This is a genomic window from Cellulomonas sp. 73-92 (assembly GCF_001898175.1).
Taxonomy (GTDB): Bacteria; Actinomycetota; Actinomycetes; order Actinomycetales; family Cellulomonadaceae; genus Cellulomonas.
On the sequence record NZ_MKTH01000004.1, the window covers coordinates 16,277 to 36,863 of the forward strand.

Annotated in this window: 21 protein-coding genes, 1 pseudogene and 1 riboswitch; of the genes and pseudogenes, 10 read left to right on the forward strand and 12 right to left on the reverse strand. The window is 67.3% G+C overall.

What is annotated here, in order from left to right; all coding sequences use genetic code 11:
• Positions 1-15: 15 nt before the first annotated feature.
• Genes BGO37_RS01140 through BGO37_RS01150 form a run of 3 tightly spaced genes read left to right on the forward strand, consistent with a single transcriptional unit; the run spans position 16 to position 2,873 of the window.
• Complete coding sequence (locus BGO37_RS01140; RefSeq protein WP_291751333.1) at positions 16-888, forward strand: carbohydrate ABC transporter permease; 873 nt, start codon at positions 16-18, stop codon at positions 886-888.
• Positions 885-1,778 (forward strand): carbohydrate ABC transporter permease, encoded by an 894-nt coding sequence (locus BGO37_RS01145; RefSeq protein WP_291751334.1) that lies wholly within the window; start codon positions 885-887, stop codon positions 1,776-1,778. Before BGO37_RS01140 ends, BGO37_RS01145 begins: the two co-directional genes overlap by 4 nt.
• Positions 1,779-1,781: 3 nt before the next feature.
• On the forward strand, positions 1,782-2,873 hold the full coding sequence (locus tag BGO37_RS01150) for a LacI family DNA-binding transcriptional regulator (RefSeq protein WP_291751336.1): 1,092 nt from the start codon (positions 1,782-1,784) through the stop codon (positions 2,871-2,873).
• Here BGO37_RS01150 and BGO37_RS01155 read toward each other — a convergent pair.
• The 3 genes from BGO37_RS01155 to BGO37_RS01165 all read right to left on the reverse strand — a co-directional run bounded on the left by BGO37_RS01155 (position 2,870) and on the right by BGO37_RS01165 (position 5,120).
• A complete protein-coding gene (locus BGO37_RS01155; protein WP_291751337.1) occupies positions 2,870-3,247 on the reverse strand; it encodes an integrase core domain-containing protein in 378 nt (125 codons plus the stop codon). The genes BGO37_RS01150 and BGO37_RS01155 overlap by 4 nt on opposite strands.
• A gap of 57 nt (positions 3,248-3,304) precedes the next feature.
• Positions 3,305-3,661 (reverse strand): transposase, encoded by a 357-nt coding sequence (locus tag BGO37_RS01160; RefSeq protein ID WP_291751338.1) that lies wholly within the window; start codon positions 3,659-3,661, stop codon positions 3,305-3,307.
• Between the two features lie 202 nt (positions 3,662-3,863).
• Positions 3,864-5,120, reverse strand: a complete 1,257-nt coding sequence (locus BGO37_RS01165) for an IS110 family transposase (RefSeq protein WP_291751340.1) — start codon at positions 5,118-5,120, stop codon at positions 3,864-3,866.
• 574 nt (positions 5,121-5,694) lie between these two features.
• Between BGO37_RS01165 and BGO37_RS01170 the strand changes: the two genes are divergently transcribed.
• From BGO37_RS01170 to BGO37_RS01195, 6 genes are all read left to right on the forward strand, one after another.
• The gene (locus tag BGO37_RS01170) at positions 5,695-6,048 is read left to right on the forward strand and encodes a hypothetical protein (RefSeq protein ID WP_291751342.1); all 354 of its coding nucleotides are present in this window, start codon (positions 5,695-5,697) and stop codon (positions 6,046-6,048) included.
• A 771-nt stretch (positions 6,049-6,819) separates the two neighbouring features.
• Positions 6,820-8,085: an ABC transporter substrate-binding protein gene (locus BGO37_RS01175; RefSeq protein ID WP_291751344.1), complete on the forward strand. Its 1,266-nt coding sequence runs from the start codon at positions 6,820-6,822 to the stop codon at positions 8,083-8,085.
• 158 nt (positions 8,086-8,243) lie between these two features.
• A complete protein-coding gene (locus BGO37_RS01180) occupies positions 8,244-9,062 on the forward strand; it encodes a carbohydrate ABC transporter permease (RefSeq protein WP_291751346.1) in 819 nt (272 codons plus the stop codon).
• Complete coding sequence (locus BGO37_RS01185; protein WP_291751348.1) at positions 9,059-9,958, forward strand: carbohydrate ABC transporter permease; 900 nt, start codon at positions 9,059-9,061, stop codon at positions 9,956-9,958. The genes BGO37_RS01180 and BGO37_RS01185 overlap by 4 nt, the downstream gene beginning before the upstream one ends.
• Positions 9,959-10,012: 54 nt before the next feature.
• The gene (locus BGO37_RS01190; protein ID WP_291751350.1) at positions 10,013-11,008 is read left to right on the forward strand and encodes an NAD-dependent epimerase/dehydratase family protein; all 996 of its coding nucleotides are present in this window, start codon (positions 10,013-10,015) and stop codon (positions 11,006-11,008) included.
• 32 nt (positions 11,009-11,040) lie between these two features.
• Entirely contained in the window at positions 11,041-12,075 is a 1,035-nt protein-coding gene (locus BGO37_RS01195; protein ID WP_291751353.1) for an aldo/keto reductase, read from the forward strand.
• Here BGO37_RS01195 and BGO37_RS01200 read toward each other — a convergent pair.
• Positions 12,072-13,079: a LacI family DNA-binding transcriptional regulator gene (locus BGO37_RS01200; RefSeq protein WP_291751356.1), complete on the reverse strand. Its 1,008-nt coding sequence runs from the start codon at positions 13,077-13,079 to the stop codon at positions 12,072-12,074. The genes BGO37_RS01195 and BGO37_RS01200 overlap by 4 nt on opposite strands.
• Before the next feature lie 193 nt (positions 13,080-13,272).
• Here BGO37_RS01200 and gtfA point away from each other — a divergent pair, with 193 nt between their 5' ends.
• Positions 13,273-14,772: a sucrose phosphorylase gene (gtfA, locus tag BGO37_RS01205; protein ID WP_291751359.1), complete on the forward strand. Its 1,500-nt coding sequence runs from the start codon at positions 13,273-13,275 to the stop codon at positions 14,770-14,772.
• A gap of 185 nt (positions 14,773-14,957) precedes the next feature.
• Here gtfA and BGO37_RS17795 read toward each other — a convergent pair.
• The 8 genes and pseudogenes from BGO37_RS17795 to BGO37_RS01240 form a co-directional block, all read right to left on the reverse strand.
• A pseudogene (locus BGO37_RS17795) lies at positions 14,958-15,092 on the reverse strand (helix-turn-helix domain-containing protein); the annotation flags it as partial.
• A 701-nt stretch (positions 15,093-15,793) separates the two neighbouring features.
• Positions 15,794-16,501 (reverse strand): FMN-binding negative transcriptional regulator, encoded by a 708-nt coding sequence (locus BGO37_RS01210; RefSeq protein ID WP_291751362.1) that lies wholly within the window; start codon positions 16,499-16,501, stop codon positions 15,794-15,796.
• A gap of 27 nt (positions 16,502-16,528) precedes the next feature.
• Positions 16,529-17,773 (reverse strand): aminotransferase class I/II-fold pyridoxal phosphate-dependent enzyme, encoded by a 1,245-nt coding sequence (locus BGO37_RS01215; protein WP_291751365.1) that lies wholly within the window; start codon positions 17,771-17,773, stop codon positions 16,529-16,531.
• Between the two features lie 2 nt (positions 17,774-17,775).
• Positions 17,776-18,099, reverse strand: coding sequence for a hypothetical protein (locus BGO37_RS01220; protein WP_291751367.1), 324 nt, complete (start codon positions 18,097-18,099; stop codon positions 17,776-17,778).
• A 48-nt stretch (positions 18,100-18,147) separates the two neighbouring features.
• Positions 18,148-18,858, reverse strand: coding sequence for a B3/4 domain-containing protein (locus tag BGO37_RS01225; RefSeq protein WP_291751369.1), 711 nt, complete (start codon positions 18,856-18,858; stop codon positions 18,148-18,150).
• Positions 18,851-19,474, reverse strand: a complete 624-nt coding sequence (locus BGO37_RS01230; protein WP_291751371.1) for a helix-turn-helix domain-containing protein — start codon at positions 19,472-19,474, stop codon at positions 18,851-18,853. Before BGO37_RS01230 ends, BGO37_RS01225 begins: the two co-directional genes overlap by 8 nt.
• Positions 19,475-19,533: 59 nt before the next feature.
• Positions 19,534-19,791: a hypothetical protein gene (locus BGO37_RS01235; RefSeq protein ID WP_291751374.1), complete on the reverse strand. Its 258-nt coding sequence runs from the start codon at positions 19,789-19,791 to the stop codon at positions 19,534-19,536.
• A gap of 13 nt (positions 19,792-19,804) precedes the next feature.
• A riboswitch (guanidine-III (ykkC-III) riboswitch) is annotated at positions 19,805-19,868 on the reverse strand.
• Between the two features lie 51 nt (positions 19,869-19,919).
• Complete coding sequence (locus BGO37_RS01240; protein WP_291751376.1) at positions 19,920-20,576, reverse strand: tyrosine-type recombinase/integrase; 657 nt, start codon at positions 20,574-20,576, stop codon at positions 19,920-19,922.
• Positions 20,577-20,587: the final 11 nt, after the last annotated feature.

Genomic DNA, 20,587 nt, shown 5'->3' on the forward strand with positions numbered 1-20,587 from the left:
ACAGGAGGAGCCGACGTGAAGTGGCTCAGCACTCGGCGAGCCCTTGCGCTCATGATCGCTCCCGCGTTCGCCGTCTACAGCCTGTACTTCGCGTACCCGATCGGGTACTCGCTGTACCAGAGCTTCACCAATGCGCAGGCGTTCGGCTCCACGAAGCTGGTCGGTGGGAAGAACTACGTGCAGATGGTGCGCGACACCTTGTTCTGGGGGTCGCTGCGTAACACGGGGATCATCCTTCTCGTCTCGCTCGTCATCCTTCTGCCGGGCGCGTTCTTCCTCGCGCACCTGCTGAGCGGACGCGTCAAGGGTGCCGGCGCCCTGCGGGCCATGGTCTTCGCCCCGAACGTGATCGCGCCGATTCTCATCGGCCTCATCTGGGTCTTCATCCTCGACCCGCACATCGGCCTGGTGAACTCGCTGCTGCACACCCTCGGCGTCCAGCACCCACCGGTGTGGATCGGGGGGACCACGTTGAGTCCCTGGTCCATCGGGGTGGTCTACACCTGGCAGACCGTCGGGTTCATCATGACGATCTTCTACGCGGGAATCCGCATGCTGCCCCACGACGTGATGGAAGCGGCCTCGCTCGACGGAGCGACCGGTTGGCAGCGACTGCGGTACGTGACCGTCCCGATGCTGCAGGAGACGTTCGGCATCACCACGGTGCTCGTCGTCACCGGTGTCTTCAAGATCTTCGAGCTCGTCTTCCAGCTGACCGGCGGCGGTCCCGTCCATCTGTCGGAGACGCTCGTCAGCTACACGTACTGGATGACGTTCTCCAACCAGAAGTACGGCTACGGCATGGCGCTGGCGGTCGTCATCAGCCTGCTCGGCGTCGTCGTCACCGTGGCACAGATGGCGTTCATGCGCCGCAGGAGGGCCTCATGAGCACGCTCAGCACGACTGCCCCACGCCTCGTGCGGCCGGACGCTCCGCCGTCGCAGCGACGTCCTCGTCGACGTCGGCTCGGGATCGCGGCGATCGTCGCCTACCTGGTCACCTTCGTCCTGATCCTGCCGATGGCGTGGGTGGTGCTCCTGTCGTTCCAGAGCAACGACAACATCCTCCGCGACCCGCTGAACTTCTCGCACCTGAGCTGGGCGAACTACAGCACGGCGATGTCGACGCTGAACTTGATGACGATGTACAAGAACACCCTGATCCTCGCGGTGGTGTCGGTGTCCGTCGGCGTCGTCATCTCGTTCACGGCCGCCTACGCACTGACCCGCATGGTGTTCCGCCGCCCCGGGCTGCAGAAGTCCCTGCGTTTCTACTTCCTCGCCGGGCTGGCGATCCCCGTCTACATCCTGCTGTTCCCGGTGTACAAGCTGAACATCGAGCTGGGTCTGTACGGCACGTACGCCGCGCTGATCCTGCCCTACATCGCGACGCAGCTTCCGTTCAACATGCTGCTCTTCACCGGCTTCCTCGCCGACTTCCCAGGCGAGATCGAAGAGGCCGCGATCATCGACGGCGCCGGCTTGTTCACGCTGTCGTGGCGCGTGGTGTTCCCGCTGATGCGTCCCGTCATCGCGACGCTGCTGATCCTCAACATCATCTACGTGTGGAACGAGTTCCCGTTCGCCGTCACGTTGATCAACAACCCGGCGATGACGACCATCTCGCTCGGCGTGTCGCAGTTCCAGGGCTTCTGGACGGTCGACTACGGCGCGATGATGGCGTCCGCGACACTCGTGCTGCTCCCGCAGCTGGCGCTCTACGGCATCTTCCAACGCTACGTCGTCGCCGGTATGACATTCGGGGCGGTGAAGGGCTAGGCCATGACGGAGCCCACACGTGGCCGAGGCGCGGCCCAGCAGCGCAACGGCAACGGCAGCGGTGCCGCTGGGCTCAGGCCCACCATCATCGACGTGGCGCGCCTTGCTGACGTGTCGACGTCGACCGTGTCGCACGTGGTCAACGGCACGAAGACGGTCCGCGAGCCGATCCGAAGCCGTGTGCTGAAGGCGATCGAGGCCACCGGCTACACGCAGCACGCGGCTGCGCGGTCGCTGCGCCGTGATCGGACAGAGTCGATCGGGCTGGTCATCTCCGACAGCGGGCAGCCGGCGTTCGCCGACATGGTCCGCGGCGTCGAGGAGGCCGCACGGAAGGCCGGCCTGGTGCTGCTGCTGGCCAACTCGTCCGAGGACCCTCAGCAGGAGCTGCGAGCGATCGAGGCGTTGCAGTCCCGTCGCGTCGACGGCCTCATCCTCGCCCGGGCCGCTCGCTCGACCGATGCCGCGATCGAATGGCCGAAGGCCCAGGGTGTGCCGCTCGTCCTCCTCGACCGGCTCTCCAACCTGCCGCTCGACCAAGTGGGCGTGGAGAGCGAGGCCGCGGTCCACACCCTGGTCACCCATCTCCTGCAGCTCGGCCACCGCCGCATCGCCATCACCGCGGGCAACCTCGACGTGCCAACGTTGCGCGAGCGCTACAGCGGGTACGAGCGTGCGTACGCCGACGCGGGCTTGCCCGTCGACCCGTCGTTGGTCCTCACCGGGGTAGGGGACGAGGAGGAGACTGAGGCGCTGGTCCGGGAGCTGCTGCAGCGACCCGACCGACCGACGGCGATCGTGGGCGCAAGCTCGCCGATGACCGTCGGCACGTTGCGTGCCGCGGCCGGCCTTGGTGTGCGGATCCCGGAAGAGCTGGCGTTCGTGTCCTTCGACAGCCTGCCGACGCCCGACCTGCTGCGTAGCCCGCCGACCAGCGCCGAGCAGCCGGCACGCGAGGCGGGTCGAGAAGCGATGCGACTCCTACTGCGGAGGTTGGCCGAGCCGGACGCGGCCCCGACGACCGTGCGGCTCGCGGCCCGCCTGTCGCATCGCGCGTCGTGCGGCTGCGGGTACCCCGAACGGCCGCTGGTCTAGGTGTGATGTCCAGGGAGGTTGGTCAGTCGGGTGATCGGCGGCTGGCCTCTGAGGGCGGAGTGGGCGCGGTGGTGATTGTAGAAGTGCAGCCATCCGGGCAGGGCGGCGCGTTGCTCGGCTTCTGAGTCGTAGAACCGGGCGTAGGCCCAGCCGTCGGCCAGGGTGCGGTGGAACCGTTCGATCTTCCCCGTCGTGGTCGGTGACCTGGGTGCGGTCAGCAGGTGCCCGATGTCGTGACCTGCGCAGATCCGATCGAACCGGACCGGACCGGGCCGGGACCGGGTCCGAACCGGGCGGTGAACACCTTGCCGTTGTCGGTCAGGATCTGACGCGGGGCACCGAACCGGTCGATCGCGAGGTCCAACGCCGCACACACCGGCCCCGCGGTCGCCCGGGCCACGACCTGGGCGCTGACCACGAACAGGGAGTAGTCATCGATGCCCGAGACGATCTTGGCCCTGCGTGCCGTCGACCAGCCGCACCCCACCCACGACGTCCATCTGCCACAGGTCCATCGCCGCCGACCGTTCCCACCGGCGGTAGTCGGCACGCTTGGGAGCCTGACCCGGTTGCCCGGACATACGCCGGCGCAGCTCCACCAGCTCCCGGCGCTCGTCGGTGCTGATCCCCTCGCGGCGGCCGGCGTCGACGTCGTCCTGGGCCATCCAGCGGCGCAGGCACGACTCACTGATCCCCAGATCGGACGCGATCCTCGCGACGGGCTGCTGACCCGAGCGGACCAGGTCCACGGCTCGACGCCGGAACTCCGGCGGCTTGGCGGCAGGCATCCAGGACTCCTCTCCGAGGCGATCATCACCTCAGACCAGGTGTCCGGAGAAGCGGGTCAGGCTCCCATCGCTCGACCGATCCGAGCGTGGGTGTTCAGCGCAGTTCGGCGGGGTCCGGCCGAAGCCGCCGCCCACAATCCGCCCACATCAAGCCGAGAGGCCCTCTAGCTCGTCTGAGCGAAAGGGCCTCTGACGCGAAGATTCAGGTTGCCCGCGGGTTTGTGAGTCCCTGGGTCGTGAGGGTGACGTCGTAGCCCAGGGCGCGTAGCTGGTTCAGGGCGCGGTCTTTGGCGCGCTCGGGGTTGCGGTGCAGGTAGTAGTCGCCGCCGGGGTCGCGGTAGGGCGTGTGGTTGGTGAGCATGTGCCACAGCGCCAGGAGGATCGCGTGCTCGAGGGCGACGGTCGCGCGTTGGGGTCCGCGGCGGGTGCGCACGCGCCGGTGCTTGGCGGCCAGGTAGGTGTCCTTCGAGCGGGCGGCGGCCATCGCCGCCACGCCGAGGGCGCCTTTGAGGTAGGGGTTGCCGGGCCGGGTGCGGGTGGACTTGACCTTGCCGGCGGACTCGTTGGCCCCCGGGCAGGTCCCGGCCCAGGACGCCAGGTGGCCGGGGCTGGGGAAGCGGGTCATGTCGGCGCCGGTCTCGGCGATGATGACGTCGGCGAGAAGGACCGAGACGCCCGGGATCGTGACGATCAGGTCCCGGGCGGCACGAAAGGGGGCCATCGCCTCCTCGATGTGGCTGCTGATCTGGTCGATCGCTTCGCTGAGGTGGTCCAGCAGGTCCAGGTGGGTGCGGACCAGGAACGCGTGGTGCTCGCTGAAGCGGCCGGCCAGGGCTTGCACGAGGTCCTCGGTCTTGTTCTTCAGTCGCCGCTTGGCCATCGCGGCCAGGATCTGCGGGTCGCGTTCGCCGGCGACCAGCGCCTCGAGCATGGCCCGCCCGGAGACCCCGACGATGTCGCAGGCCACCGCGGACAGCTTGATCCCGGAGTCCTCGAGCAGCTTCTCCAGCCGCTGGACCTGCTGGGCGCGTTGGCGGACCAGCGAGGTGCGGGTCCGGGTCAGGTCCCGCAATGCCCGGATCGGCTCGGGCGGCACGAACGAGCCCCGGACCAGACCATGGGCGCCGAGCTGGGCCAGCCACGCCGCGTCCGAGACGTCGGTCTTGCGGCCGGGCATGTTGTGCGCGTGCCGAGCATTGACCAGCAGCAGCTCCCACGGGCCGTCCTCCAGCACGTAGTAGAACGGCTTCCAGTAGTCCGAGGTGGCCTCCATGACCACGCACGTGACCTGCTCGGCCAGCAGATGATCGCGCAACGCCAGCACCTGAGCGGACATCGACGACCACGTCGTGACCGTCGTCCTGGTCCCTGCCCGGCCGCCACCGGCTGCCCGGATCGCGACCTTCGCGTCCCGTTTGGAGATATCGATCCCGGCGCATCGCCGGTGCACCACGTCCATCCCGGTCCACCTCCCCATGAGTCACCCAAGGGCGTGCGCCCCGGGGAGGGCAGGAGTTCAACGAAGTCTGACGCGCGTGCTCGAGGCAACAGTCCACGGTTCCCGTGGAGCCCTCCACCGTCATGCTGACCTACAGGCTCGCAGGCACCACAGAGGTGACGACGTCCGACCGGGACGCACCCTCGAAGTGTGATCCGGCCAGGGCGCCAACGGAACCCCACCACCATCTTCGGCAACCCCGGCGAAACGAAGTCTCCGCAATGCTGACCTGCAACTTCACTTGTAGCGGGGGGACCACGGCTGCGTGCGCCCGGTCTCTGACTCTTCGTGCATCATCGCAGGTCAGCGGCTCCTGCATGGGCAGTTGCACACCCGGCGTCGTCATCACGGCTCGATCGAACCACAGAGCACGGACAGGTGATCGGCGCGCTTGGTGTCGTTGCTCGCGGAGCGCCGAGGGCAGGTCGTCACGTCCTGGGCGTGGACGTGCGGCGGTGATGCCGGAGGCGATGAGCGTGGGCGGCGGCGAGGCCGCCCGAGCCTTCCGGCGCGAAACCGGCAGATCGCCCGGCGCGTGGACGTGATGATCGGCAGCGAGGAGGACTTCGCCGCGGCCATCGGCTTCGAGGTCGCGGGTGTCGACGAGAACCTGTCCAGCCTGGACGTCGACGCTTTCGCCGCGATGATCGACCAGGTCGGCGCCGAGTACCCGAACTTCGCAGTGATCGCCACCACGCTGCGTACGGTCCGCTCCGCCACCGTCAACGACTGGGGCGCCATCGCCTGGTCCCGTGACGAGGGCTTCGCTCGCGCCACGCACCGCCCGGGGATGGAGATCCTCGACCGGGTCGGCGGCGGCGACTCGCCCGCGTACGGCCTGGTCCGCGGCCTAGTCGACGGGCAGCCGCTGGCCACCGCTCTGGAGTAAGGGGCCGCGCACGGTGCGATCGCGATGACGACGTCCGGTGACACCACGAGGGCCAGCAAGGCCGAGGTGCTCAGGCTGGCCGGGGGTGGCAGCGCCCGCGTCGCCCGGTAGGACTAGAGAAGGACAGGCGTCAGTCGGCGGGCCCTGGCCGGTACTGCTGGAGGGCTTGTCCACACCGGGGGCTGCGCGGCTGCGCTGAGTAAGCCCCCCCCTGCCCTACATGCCGCCCTAGACGCGCTGTTACCAACTCGTGCAGCAGACCCTTCAGCGGCTCCGAGAGTTGCGCATCACCCGTTGGAGGTGCATCTGGGACCGCTGCGGCACGCCGCCGTTCCGCGACATCGACGGACAGCTGGCCTGCCATCCTGCCGACCTGTCCGCTTAGCAGGCGGCGCGACGCGCCACGGAACTAGGTCGGTAGCGCCGTGGGATCTTGGCCGACGGAGGCGCCGGCTGCCAGCGCGCCGCGTCGGGGCGGCCCGACGACCAGCACGTCGACGCCGTCACGGGCGTGACCTGACGCTGGACCTTGGCTCGGCGCTCGACTTCGCGAGCGCCACCAGGCAGTGCCGGCCGGTGTTCGTTACCGAAACGCGACCTGGCCGGGCCCTGATGAGTAACCGCTTACTTGACCTCCGTCCAGCGCCCGGCTAGTCTCCTGGCGAAACGCCGAGTAATCGGTTACTCACTGCTCTCGCTCCCCAAGCGGGCAGAGCGGACGGCCCTACCTGGCCACGTTGACGTGCGGCCATGCGAACGAGGAGGTTTGCGATGAGAGGTCGACGAGACCTGCAGATCGGGATTGCCACCATCGGCATCGCTGTACTGGCGCTGTCGGGCTGCTCCTCTGCGAAGAGCGGCTCAAGCGCCGGAGCGAGCGGCGACTCGGGCGTCGGTCCGATTACGTTCGCGTCCGGCAAAGACCTGACAGGCGCGATGCCGCAGCTCATCGCCAAGTGGAATGACCTTCACCCGGATCAGAAGGTGACGTTCATCGAGCTCTCCGCGTCCCCGGACGACCAGCGGAACTCGTTCGTCCAGGATCTCCAGGCAAAGAGCTCGAAGTACGACGTCCTCTGGGACGACGTCGTCTGGACCGCAGAGTTCGCGGCACACGGGTGGCTCGAACCGCTGGACCCCGCGCAGGTGGGTGGGAGCGACGTCCTCCCTGCGGCGAAGGCATCGGCGACGTACGACGGCAAGATGTACGGGGCACCCTTCATGACAAATGCCGGCCTGCTCTACTACCGGTCCGATCTGGTACCGAAGCCCCCGACGACTTGGGCGGAGCTCGAGGCGGACTGTTCGATCGCCAAGGCGCACAACATGGACTGCTATGCCGGTCAGTTCAACCAGTACGAAGGTCTGACGGTCAACGCCGCTGAGGCGATCAACGACTTCGGAGGTTCATTCCTCAGCGCGGACGGAAAGTCTGTGACCGTCGATTCGCCCCAGGCGCGCGCCGGGCTTCAGCAGCTGGTCGACATGTTCAAGAACGGAAGCATCCCGCCGGCAGCGATCACCTACCAGGAGTCGCAGGGCGCTGATGCCTTCACCAGCGGCAAGCTTCTCTTCCTTCGAAACTGGCCGTACGTGTACACGGCGGGCAGCGCCGACGGCTCAGCAATCAAGGGCAAGTTCGGTATGACGCTCCTCCCCGGGCAGAACGGACCCGGGATCTCCTCTCTCGGTGGGATCGACCTGGGAGTGTCGGCGTACTCTAAGCACAAGACCACGGCGAAGAACTGGGTCGCCTGGATGCAGTCTCCCGAGGCGCAGAAGGTCCTCGTTTCCGTGATGAACCAGGCCTCCGTCCTCAAGAGCCTGTATACCGACTCAACGTTGATCGCGACGTCGCCGTACCTGCCGACGCTCGGGCAGCAGCTCCTCACCGCGAACCCCAGGCCGGTGACTCCGAACTACAACGCCGTCAGCCTCGCCATCCAGAAGAACGCCTACGCGGCGCTCAAGGGCAACGTCTCGGTCGATGCGGCGATCACGCAGATGGCCGCAGACCTCAAGCAGGCCATCCAGTAGCAGCGCGGCTTTGGTCGACCAACCCATGAGCAGGAAGGCGAGTCGTGTCCACCCACACCGGTACCCCGCGAACGCTTCGAGGTAAGCGCATTCGACGCGCGTCGCGTGCTACCAGGCCGCACGAGGCACGACTCGCCTTCTGGCTCGTGGTCCCGTCGATGATGGTGCTGATCGTCGTCATCGGGTATCCAATCGGCGAGGCCATTGTTCGCTCTCTCTTCGGAGACTCGATCGGCGGAACACCTCCGTTTGTCGGATTGAGCAACTACGTCAGCGCACTGAGCGGCTACCACAGCAAGGAGTTCTGGGCTTCTGCCGGGACGACGTACTTCTTCACCGCGGTGACGGTCACCCTGGAGACCCTCATCGGGTTCGGCATGGCGCTGGTGATGACGAGGGCCTTCCGAGGCCGCGGGCTCATGCGGGCGAGCGTCCTCGTCCCCTGGGCCATCCCCACTGCGGTCACCGCCGTGCTGTGGAAGTGGAGTTTCGACCCCGCCGGGATCATCAATGCGGTCACGGGCTCGCATATCGTCTGGACCGGGTCCGAGTGGCCGAGCCGGACGGCGATCATCATCGCCGACACGTGGAAGACCTCGCCGTTCATCGCCCTGCTGATCCTCGCCGGCCTGCAGGTCATCCCGGAGGAGGTCTACGAGGCGGCCAGGATCGACGGGGCGGGCGCGTGGCAACGCTTCCGGCTGATCACGCTTCCGCTCGTCAGGCCCGCGCTGCTGGTCGCTGTCCTGTTCCGCCTTCTCGACGCGCTGCGAATGTACGACTTACCCGCGATCTTGACCAATGGCTCGAATGGGACGACGACGCTGTCGATCCTGGTCGTTCGTGCGACGTTGAGTCAGCTCAAGCCCGGTTACGGCGGCGCTCTGTCCACGTTGACGTTTGTCTTTATCTTCGTCACTGCCTTCGCCTTCGTGAGGCTGCTCGGCGTCAATCTCGTCGAGAGGAGCGAGAAGTGAGCACTACGACTATGAACCGCACGCGTCGACCGCTGACGACCGACGCGACACCGGCTCGGGCGGCACGCCGCCGTAGCCTCGCTGGCGCTTGGTTCTACGTGGCCATCGCTCTGATCGTCGTGTTCTGCATCCTCCCGTTCTACTGGATGATCGTGTCGAGCCTCAAAGGTCCGCGAGACATCCTCGACAACCAGTTGATCCCCTGGCACCCCTCGCTCGTCAACTACGAAGCGGTCTTCGGCGGGCAGAACACGTTCGCCCTTGCGCTGAGGAACAGTGGGGTGATCGCGGGCTCGGTAACCGTGATCGCCTTGGTCCTCGGCATCACGGCGTCGTACGCGCTGGCGCGACTGACGTTTCGCGCCAAGAACGCGATCCTCGCGGGTTTCCTCGCGACGTCGATGTTTCCCGGCGTGGCCATCCTGACGCCGTTGTTCCAGCTGTTCGCGAACTACGGCTGGATCGACACCTATCGAGCGATGGTTATCCCGGACATCAGCTTCGCGTTGCCGCTCGGTATCTGGATCCTCACCAGTTTCTTCCGGGAACTGCCGTGGGAACTGGAGGAGGCCGCGAGAATAGATGGCTGCACGCCCATCCAAGCGTTTCGACGTGTTCTCCTCCCGCTCGCGATGCCCGGTGTATTCACGACCGCGATCCTCGTGTTCATCGCGGCGTGGAACGAGTTCATGATCGCCAACTCCATGTCGCAGACCCCGGCATCCCAACCGGTGACGGTCGCCATCGCGCAGTTCACAGGCGTGTCGCAGTACGACCAGCCGTTCGGGACGCAGATGGCTGCCGGGGTGATCGTGACCGTCCCGCTCGTCATTGTCGTTCTCGCATTCCAGCGCAAGATCGTCAGTGGTCTCACAGCGGGCGGGCTCAAGGGATAGGCCTGCGCCAGGTCCACCAGAGCCCAGAACGCTTGTCAGCCAGGGAGTGCGACGATGTCATTGCGAGTGTTGTTCATCGGTGGTACCGGAATCATCAGCTCGGCATGCGCCACACGCGCGCTGAGCGAGGGACACGACGTGCACCTGATGAACCGCGGAACGTCTTCGGCACGACCGGTTCCCGCAGGAGCACGCGTGCTCCGCGCCGATGTCCGGGACGTGGAGGCCGTACAAGAGGTGCTCCGTGACGCCGAGTTCGACGTGGTCGTCAACTTCGTGGCGTTTACGCCGGACCATGTGCGGCAAGACGTCGATCTATTCACCGGCCGGACGTCGCAGTACGTGTTCATCTCTTCCGCCTCCGCGTACCAGACCCCCCCGAGTCGCGTTCCTGTGACCGAGTCCACCCCGTTACGCAATCCCTTCTGGGAGTACTCGCGCCGGAAGATCGCCAGTGAAGACGTGCTCGTGCACGCGTACCGGGAGCGTGGCTTTCCGATGACCATCGTGCGGCCGTCTCACACCTACGACCGCACGATGGTGCCCTTCGACGGCGGCTGGACGGTGGTCGATCGCATGCGCCGGGGCCTGGAGGTCGTGGTGCCTGGGGACGGGACATCGTTGTGGACCATCACCCACGCCCACGATTTCGCCGCCGGGTTCGTCGGACTGCTGGGAAAGTCGTCGGCTCTGGGTGAGGCCTTTCACCTCACGTCGGACGAAGCCCTCACCTGGAACCAGATCTACGAGGAAATGGCCCATGCTGCCGGCGTGCTGCCGCGCCTGGTTCACGTGACCTCGGACGCGATCGCCGCAGGGGACCCCGAGCTTGGCGCGGCGATGCTCGGCGACAAGTCGCATTCGATGCTCTTCGACAACTCGAAGATCCGCAGCGTGGTCCCGGACTACGTGGCACGCGTGCCGTTCAGCCAGGGCGCCCGCGAGATCGTCGCTTGGCACGACGCGGATCCGTCACGGCGCGTGGTCGACCAGCGCGTCGACGCGCTCTTCGACGCCCTGATCAGGACCTACCGGCCTCGGGCTTTCTGACCCTGTCTGGCAACGACCGAAAGAGAACGAACATGGACTACCGCCAACTGGGCACCACAGGGTGCATCGTGTCGACCTACGGACTTGGCACGATGACGTTCGGAGCCGAGACCTCGGCAGAGACGGCGTTCGAGCAGCTCGACCTCTTCGTCGAGCGTGGCGGCACGTTGATCGACTGCGCCGACGTCTATGGCGGCGGCGAGGCGGAACGGATCGTGGGCGAGTGGCTCAGGAGCCGTCCGGGCGACGTCGCCGACTCCGTGGTGCTGGTGACCAAGGGTCGGTTCCCCGTGAGGCAGGTCGGCGGCTCGGAGGGCACGTCCAGGCGACACCTGCGGCGCGCTCTCGATGCGTCGCTGGCTCGGCTCGGTCGGGACAGCGTCGAGGTGTACATGCCGCACGCGTGGGATCCGCTTACGCCGCTGGAGGAGACGCTGGAGTTCCTCGACGACGCGGTCCGCCAGGGAAAGGTGCTCTACCCGGGACTGTCCAACTACCTCGGCTGGCAGGTCCAAAAGGCGATGGGGCTCACCGAGACGAACAGGCTTGCCAGGCCTGTCGTCGTGCAAGAGAGCTACAGCCTCCTGGTGCGTGAGGTGGAGCTGGAGATCGTCCCAGCGAGCATCGACGCTGGGCTCGGACTTCTGGCGTGGTCACCTCTGGGCGGTGGGTGGTTGACCGGCAAGTACGTCAGGGATCTGCACCCCACCGGTGCGACCCGCCTCGGCGAGGACGAGAGCCGCGGCATCGAGGCGTATGCCGGGCGGTCGGCTCGAGCTCAGACCTGGGACGTGCTAGGAGCCGTGGAACGAGTCGCGCGTGCGCTCGGTGTGCGTATGGGCCAGGTGGCGCTCGCCTGGGTCGCGCAGCAGCCGGCCGTCACGTCCGTGCTGGTCGGTGCTCGCACGATGGAGCAGCTCAAGGCCAATCTTGACGCCGCGACGTTGACGCTCGGTCACGAGCACGTCTCCGAGCTCAATGCGGTCTCAGCACCGGTGGTGGGCGATTGGCCTTACGGGTCTGCCGGGGTCGACCAGCGCACCCGCGTTGTGCCGAGTGGCCGCTAGGCGTGGCGGACGGGTGAGGTGGACCCGCGAACGACGAGCTCGGTCGGGAGCACGGTCGTCAGACGCGGCCGACCGGGCTGTGCGATGTCGTCGAGGATGTTCTGCACGGCGAGGGCCCCGAGCTCCTCTAGCGGCTGCGCGATGGTCGAGAGATCGAGACCGTCGGCGAGCTCGTGGCCGTCGAAGCCGATCAGCGCGATGTCGTGACCGGGTCGCACACCTGCCATGCGCATCGCACGCAAGGCACCGAAAGCCATCTCGTCCGACATGGCGAACACTGCGGTCGGCGGCTCGGGGAGCTCCAGCAGTTTGCGCATCGCGGCGGCCCCGCCCTCGAGGGTGAACATGCCGGACGCCTCGCGCTTGGGGCTTTCCGCCACGCCTGCTTCGCGGAGCGCGTCAGCGAAGCCGAGGTAGCGCTGGTGCTCAAGGGCCAACGGGTTCGTGCGCTCTCGACCGTAGATCAGACCGATCTTCGTGTGCCCCTGGTCGAGCAGATGGCGCGTTGCCGCACGAGCACCGGCACGGTCGTCGATCGAGACACTCGCGACGCCCTCACGAGTCGATCCCACGAGGGTGACCGGCATGTTCAGACGGAGAATCTCCTCGAGGTCCGGGCTCCCGGCCGCGATCGACATGACGAGGATCCCGTCGACTCGGTGGCGCAACCGGCGATGGGCAGGCACCGGGTGCGGATCGCTCGGGTCGCCCAGCCGGTAGAGAAGCAGGTCCATGTTCGTGGTGCGCAGGATGCGGTCCACGCCACTCAGCATGCGTGCGAACGACCATCGAGCGATGTACGGCGTGATTATCGCGATGCTGTTGGTTCGACCCGTCGAAAGGGCAGCTGCCGCAGGAGACCCGACGTAGTCCAATCCCTGCGCAATGGCCAGCACGTGCGCCCGGATCGCCGGGTCGACCGACGGAAACCCCCGCAGCGCGCGAGAGACCGTCGCCGTGGAGACGCCCGCGGCGCGCGCGACGTCTTTGACCGTTACGGACATCTGTCGGAGTCCTTTGGTTGATCTTGGGCTGAGCATAGCAATCGGTCGTCACAAATTCTAGTCCGTGACCGGCGCAGCGGGCATCGCAGCGCCGTTCAAAGAGGTTGTCTGACGTGTCACGACCGGCACGAAAGAACGTCAGATGGCTGTTGCGCTGAGTGCAACCGGTCGTGCGATATGAAAGGAGTAAACAATGGCTAACCAAGGACGCCGCGAGAACGTTCAGCTGATCGCGTACGCGGACAGGTTCGGAGGCACGTTGCAGGCATTGCGGGGCGTTCTGGATGGGCCTCTGGCGGGGGTGTTCACCGGGGTGCACGTCCTGCCGTTCTTCACGCCATTCGATGGTGCGGATGCCGGTTTCGACCCGGTGGACCATACCGAGGTCGATCCGCGGCTAGGGACGTGGGACGACTTGAGGGCGATAGGTCGCGATTACACGCTGATGGTCGACCTGATCGTGAACCACGTCTCGGCAGACTCGGCAGAGTTCCGTGACGTACTCGCTCGTGGTGACGCCTCGCCTCACGCCGCGATGTTCCTCACGATGGCCGACGTCTACCCCCAAGGTGCTGACGAGGCGGAACTCGTAGGGATCTACCGTCCGCGTCCGGGTCTGCCGTTCACGGTAATGACGCTCGGCGGCCGGCGTCGGCTGGTGTGGACCACGTTCACGAGCCAGCAGATCGACCTGAACCTCGGTTCCCCTGCGGGACGCGCCTACCTCGACCGGGTGCTGTCCACGCTCGCCGACGGTGGCGCCTCGATGGTGCGTCTGGACGCGGTGGGGTACGCGATCAAGACCACCGATACGTCCTCCTTCATGACCCCGGAGACGTCCGCATTCATCGACGAACTGACGACTCAGGCGCGGGGGCGCGGGGTCGAGGTCCTCGTGGAGATCCATTCGCACTTCGAGCGCCAGATCACGATCGGCTCCGTGGTGGACCGGGTGTACGACTTCGCGTTGCCACCGCTGCTGCTGCACGGGTTGTACACCGGCGACGCCGCACCTTTGCGACGCTGGCTCCAGGTACGTCCGACGAACGCGGTCACGGTCCTGGATACCCACGATGGCATCGGGGTGATCGACGTCGGTCCTGACCAGATGGGCCAGGGTCGTCCGGGGCTGCTGACCCCGGAGCAGTTGCACGACCTTGTCGAGGGCATCCACGAGCACTCCGGCGGACAGTCGCGGCAGGCGACCGGCGAGGCGGCGACGAACTTGGACGTCTACCAGGTGAACTGCACGTACTACGACGCGTTGGGGCGCAACGACGCGGCGTACCTACTCGCCCGCGCGGTGCAGCTCTTTACTGCCGGCATCCCGCAGATCTACTACGTCGGGCTGCTCGCGGGGGTCAATGACATGGACCTGCTCGCACGTACGGGTGTGGGTAGGGACATCAACCGCCACCGTTACACGGTCGCGGAGATCCAGGCCGAGCTGGACCGGCCCGTCGTCGCGGCCCTGGTCGGACTGATCCGGTTCCGCAACACCCACCCAGCCTTCGCAGGGGAGCCGACCATCGGAGGGAACGACTCCCGGCTCGTGATGACTTGGACGGCCGGAGACCAGACCGCGTCGCTCACCGCCAACCTCGCCACCCACCACGCGGAACTCACCTGGACCGAGCCCGACGAATCCCTGCGCAGCGAGGACGACCTGCTCGCGTTCGCGACGCTTCCCTGACCTTCGAAGTACTGGGCATCGGCGTGGCGAACAGAAGGCCGGGAACCTGGACGCGTACCAGGGCACGGTTCACCGAGGTCCGGCCCGGCAACGGATCGACGCCCGCCCGGCCCGGCCAGTACAAGATCGTGCACGAGCCCCACCCCGGGTGCTGCGTCCGCATCGCCACGATCCCGGTGCGGGCGCGTCCGCGGCCGGCTCGAACGGTCAACCAACGCGGCCAGCCCACCGTCGCCATACGCGCGCAGCCAGGCATGCACCGTCTGACGGGCCACCCCGAACCGACGCGCGCCATCCGTCACGCTCGCCCCGTCGTCCAGGGGGCCTGACCCGGTTTCCCGGACAGGTGCGGTTGGTTGATCAGGCCACCGCGGTAGCGGCGGTGTGAAGGTCCTCGAAGTCGATCGGGGACTGGCAGCCGAGGCCGGAGTTACGTCGGTGGGGTTGCGTTCGGCGCGATGTGGCGCGTCATGCCCCCGTTGCCGTTCCGGGAATCGTGGCCCCGCGCGTGATCATCTACCTGGTTCCGCAGCAGTACTACGTGGCCGGACCGCTCGCGGGACGGTGAAGGAACGAGGTCCGCAGTCCGACGGGCGATTGCTGTTCGTGATGCGTGCTCCTCGCGCTGCCGTACTCAGACCGCCGAGTGGCCTGGTACTTGAGGCCTCCCGAGGGTGGCGCGTGTGGTTACTTGCGTCTACGACGAAGGCCCGGACCATCTGGTCCGGGCCTTCGCTACTGAGTAGCGGGGGCAGGATTTGAACCTGCGACCTCTGGACGAGATCGGGGCGCCTGCGACAGCTACGGAGTCAAGACGGTTGCTACGGAGTTCCCTTGTTTTGAGCGGGAAACCGGGCTCCTTCCAGTCTCAGGGTACCCGTTAGGTGCGGATCCACGGCGGCTCAATCTGGACCCAAGATGGACACTCGTCGAATCCGGCTGGGCGACCAGATGCATCACGGAATAGAGATACGCGGATCGTCGGTCGCGACCTTCCCCGGCCTCGGGACGCTCATCGGAGTCACATGTCCGCCCGGTCCGAGCCGCCCGGCTGCTCGTTGGGGTTTTCGGTTGTGCGGTTCGCCTTCCAGTCTCCGACGGCCCTCAGCCGTCGTTGTTGTTGGGCGGCGGCGCTTGCGTCGAGGCCACGGCCGCGGGCGAGGAGGTTGTCGATGGCTTTCTCTCGCAGCTGCACGGGCTTGTGGTCGTCGTACTTGAACTTGGCGTCGACGTGGAGGACCTCCAAGCGGATGCCGCGGATGCCGGGCAGCATGCGCCCATACGGCGGTTGGTCGGGGTCAACCTCGGCGTGGCGACCTTCGGGCTGGAACCCGTCGAGCTGCTGGGTGAGGCCGGCCTTGGCGTGGGGGTCGTCGACGATGGTCGGGGTGCAGACGAACTGGACGGCCGCGTAGTAGCTGGTCGGGACTCCGTCCTCAGGAGGGACGTCGTCAGCGGCGCGCCAGTAGCCGGGGACGTAGGCGTAGTCGCCCATGACGCTGATCCGTACCTGCGCCGCGGCTTCCAGATGGGGCCAGACCGGGTTGGGCCGCGCGAGGTGGAGGAGGATCTCGTCGGCGCTGACAGCGGTGAAGTGAGTCGGGATGACCAGCGGCGCCTGTGCCGGATCGAGGTTGTTGACGGCCAGGACTCCGAAGTGGCCGGAGGTGGCGAGCCAGTTGCGCCACTCGTCGGTGTCGATGGCGGCGTCCCAGGGCTGGACGAACATGGCGTTCCTTCCGGGTCGTGGCGCGGGTCAGCGGGCGGGGCCGTAGGCGGTGGTCAGGGCTGCGTCGAGGTCGGCGATGAGATCGTCTGCTTCTTCGAGGCCGACAGCGAGGCGGATGAGGCCGTGGTCGCGGAACGGAGTGTCGAACGCGGCGGCCCGGGCTTCGGGGTAGTTCTCGTAGACGATGAGGGTTTCGTCGTGGCCGAGGGAGACCGCGGAGGTGATGACACGTAAGTCGTTGACGAACTTCACGCGGTCCTCGTGGCTGCCGGCGATGGCGAACGAGACGACCCCGCCTGCGCCGCCGGCCAGCTGGGCGGTGGCGCGTTCGTGGTGGGGATCGTTGGCCAGGCCGGGGTAGGCGACGTGGGCGACGCGAGGGTCGACGGCGAGGAACTCGGCGATGGCTTGGGCGTTGTCGCAGTGACGTTCCAGGCGCAGCGGCAGGGTGATCGCGCCGCGCATGATCAACCAGGCGTTGAACGGAGAGATGGCGCCGCCCACGTGCCACAGGGCACCAGCGCGGATGTCCTCGACGAGGTCGGCGGCACCGATGACGACACCCCCCATGGCGTCTCCGTGGCCGTTGAAGTACTTGGTCAGCGAGTGCAGCGTCAGGTCGGCAGCGTGGTCGAGCGGCCGGAACATCGGCGGTGGCGTGAAGGTGGAGTCGACGGTGAGCCGTGCGCCGGCGGCGTGGGCGATGTCGGCCAGCGCCGCGATGTCGGCGACGCGGACGTCGGGGTTGGCGATGACCTCGGTGTGAACGAGCCGAGTGTTGGGTCGGACGGCTGCTTGGACGGCGGCGAGATCGGTGATGTCGACGAAGGCGACCTCGATGCCGAGCTTGGCCGGGAGCAGGGAGTCGAACAGTCCCCATACCCGCATGTAGGTCACGTTGGAGACGATGGCGTGGTCGCCGGGGTTGAGCAGGGTGAAGAACGCGGCGTGCAGGGCTGCCATGCCGGTGCCGAAGACTGCGGCGGCCTCGCCGTGGTCGAGGGCGGCCAGCTTGCGTTCCAGGCCGAGCTGGTTGGCGCCGTGCTCGCGGGTGTAGACCAGGCCGCCGTAGTCGGGGTCGTCGAGTGTGGTGGGGTCTTCGGGCAGCTGGTAGCTGTTGGCCATCACGATGGGGGTGCGGATGGCTCCGGTGGTGTCGTCGGCCTGGTTGCCGCCGTGGACGAACCAAGTGTCCTCAGCGACGGTGCCCGGGTCGTGCTTGTCGGGCCGGCTAGTTCCACCGGCCGGTCGGGTGCTCTGGCGGATGCTCATGCTCAGCTCGCCTCGGCCTCGTCGGCGGGGAGGCGGTCGTCGCCGTAGGTGGCGGTGACCTGGCTGATGACGATGCGGTACCCGTCGTACCAGCGTGCGACCTGGCCCTTGGCTTCGCGGTGGGTGGGGAACCGGGCGAGCTTGGCGACGTCCTTCTTGTCGGCGAAGTTGTAGATGGCGTTGATCACATTACCGTCGGGCGACAGGTACTTCTCGACGCGCTGGAAGCCGGGCAGGCCGCGGGCGTACTCGTCGATCTGGGCGTCGAGGTGGTGGAAGTCGTCGTCGTAGGTGCCGGGCTTGAAGATGAACTGGCAGCACATCATGGGAGTTCTCCTGATTTCGGGTCGTACGGGTCTGGGGTGGTCTGCGCGTCAGGCTCGGATGGTCCGGCGGGCTGAGCGGACGTCCGGGCCGAGCCGGGCGAGGTGGGCGAGTAGGTCGTCGGCGACCGCGTTGAGGGCCTCGTCGGTCAGTGGGTCGAGGGCGTCGAGGATGAACAGGGCGGTCGTGGTGTCGTCTGCAAGTTGCGTGCGTCGTCCCTGGCGCCAGTTCCAGCGGCGGCAGGTCACGCCGATCTCGTCGCACCACACGACCTCGCCGGGTTCGGGGTGCTCGACGACATCGGCTCCGTCGGCAACGGTGTCGAACGGCTCCTCGCCCGTGGCCCGCACGAGCCGCGGCGGCCCGTCGTAGCGGTTCAGGTCTTCACCGCCGAGCGGGATCTGGTGGAGGACCGAGACGGCGTTGTAGAGGTCGGTGAGCCGGTTGACCCGCGGCAGACCTGCCTCGGAGCCGGCACGCCTGGTGAGCGCTTCGAGACTGTTGCGGGTGCGTTGCGGCTTGGCGCCGAACGCCCGATAAGCATCCCGCCAGGAGGCGATGGGGGGAAGCTCCTCGACCGCATGGCCGTCGAGCTCGCGCACCGCCGCCTCCGCGGCGGCGAGCAGTGCCTCGCTGTGCTGGTCGCTGGCTCCTGGTGTGATGCCGTCGACAGCCAGGAGCAGGACGCGGTAGTCCGGGCGCAGCCCGAAGACCGCGCTGTCGACACAGGCGCCGTTGAGGAAGGAACTGAGGTCAGGCATCGTTCGCAGCCGCCTTGCTGGTCTTGTTGGACTTGGGGGAGGTGCCGACACCCGGCTCGAAGACGGTCAGGGAGAACCGAGCCGGTTCCGTGCCGGCGTTGGCGTATCCGTGGTCGACGTCCCCGGCGAACCCGATGGCGTCTCCGGCGTTGAGGGTGGCTTTCTGGTCGCCGACCGTCACGGTGACGCTGCCGTGGTGAACTTGCAGGAGCTCGTGGGTCCCGGCCACGTGCGCCTCGCTCGCGTGGGCGTCCCCGACCCCAAGTGTCCAGTCCCACAGCTCAAGGACGTCGGGAGGCTGGGTGCCGGCCACCAGCACTCCACGGCCGCCTGCGTCGCCGGTCCACAGCGCGGCGCCCTCCCCGCTCCGGGTCACCTTCAGAGGTGCCGCCTCCGGGGGTTCGACCAGTGCCGGGAGCCCGACGCCGAGGGCGTCGCTGAGCCGCAGCAGCGTCCCCACGCTGGGGTTGGCTGCACCCTGCTCGACGTTGACAAGCATCCGGCGGCTCACGCCGGCCAGGTCGGACAGCTGGTCGAGGGTCAGGCGACGAGCCTGCCGCTCGTGACGGACCCGGCCACCGATGGCGGAGGCGAGCGAAGCGGTACTCTGATCCATCTGTGCAACATAGTGCACTTGATAGTGCACCTCAATATCGGATGGGGTCGCTGGCCGGCTCAGCTGCCGTGGGAGACGGCGACCGGGCGCCCGAGCGACTTCCGGACCATCGACCAGAACGAGACCGCGGCCCACACACCCTCGAGCAGGATGAAACCCCACTCCCGGCTCAGAACAGCCGTGACGGTCAGCGCGGCTGAACCCGCGAAGTTGACCGCAAGGTAGGTGTAGGACGACTGCTGCAGGCGCCCACCCAACGCCGCAACGAAGGCAGCCAGGATGAGCAGCGACCCGGTGACCTGGACGACGTCGTACATGACGAGACTCCTCACGACACCGTCTTGTCGCTGGCCGGGTACGGCGTGCCTCGTCCGGTCGCCCGCTCGGGCGCTCCGACCATTGTGCTGGATCCCGGCAGCCTGCGGATGGTCAGATGCGTCACCTGTCATAGCCCGAGGTCGCGACTGGAGGTGTACTCCAGAGCTTGAGCGGGACGGATGTAGCGCTCGATGAGAGTCGAGAGCCGTTTGTGACGAGTCTGGGCGGCGATGCGGTCCAGGGAGACGCCGGCGACGGCTGCGGAGGTGGTGTGGCCGGCGCGGAGGGAGTGGGGGGTGATCCGCGCGGCGTCGAACCCTGCTGCGCGGGCGCGGTTGCGCAGGGCGATCGCGATCGCCTGCCCGGAGATCGGGTGGAGGCTGACGGTTCCTCGTTGCAGGCTGGTGAACAGCGGGCCTGGTGCCCGGCCGCGGCGGTCGAGCCATTCGTTCAGTGCTGCAACGGGGTCGGTGACCGCATGCTGGCCGTTCACCACGGCCACGCGCTGCCCTTCGCCCTCCTGGTCGGTCTTCGACCTGCTCACGGTCACGACAACACCGCCGGGTTGGTGCTCGATATCGCTCACAGTGAGGGCTGCCAGCTCAGAGCGGCGTAATGCGGAGGCGAAGCCGAGCAGGATGATCGCGGCGTCGCGGGCGCCCTTGGGGGTGGTGCGGTCGATGGCGGTGACGATCCTGCGGATGTCGTCGGTCTGCAGCGGCCGTGCTTGGCGTCGGGGTGCGGCCCCGATGAGACGGCGTAGCCCGAGCCGGACCTGGCGCACCCCTTCCGACA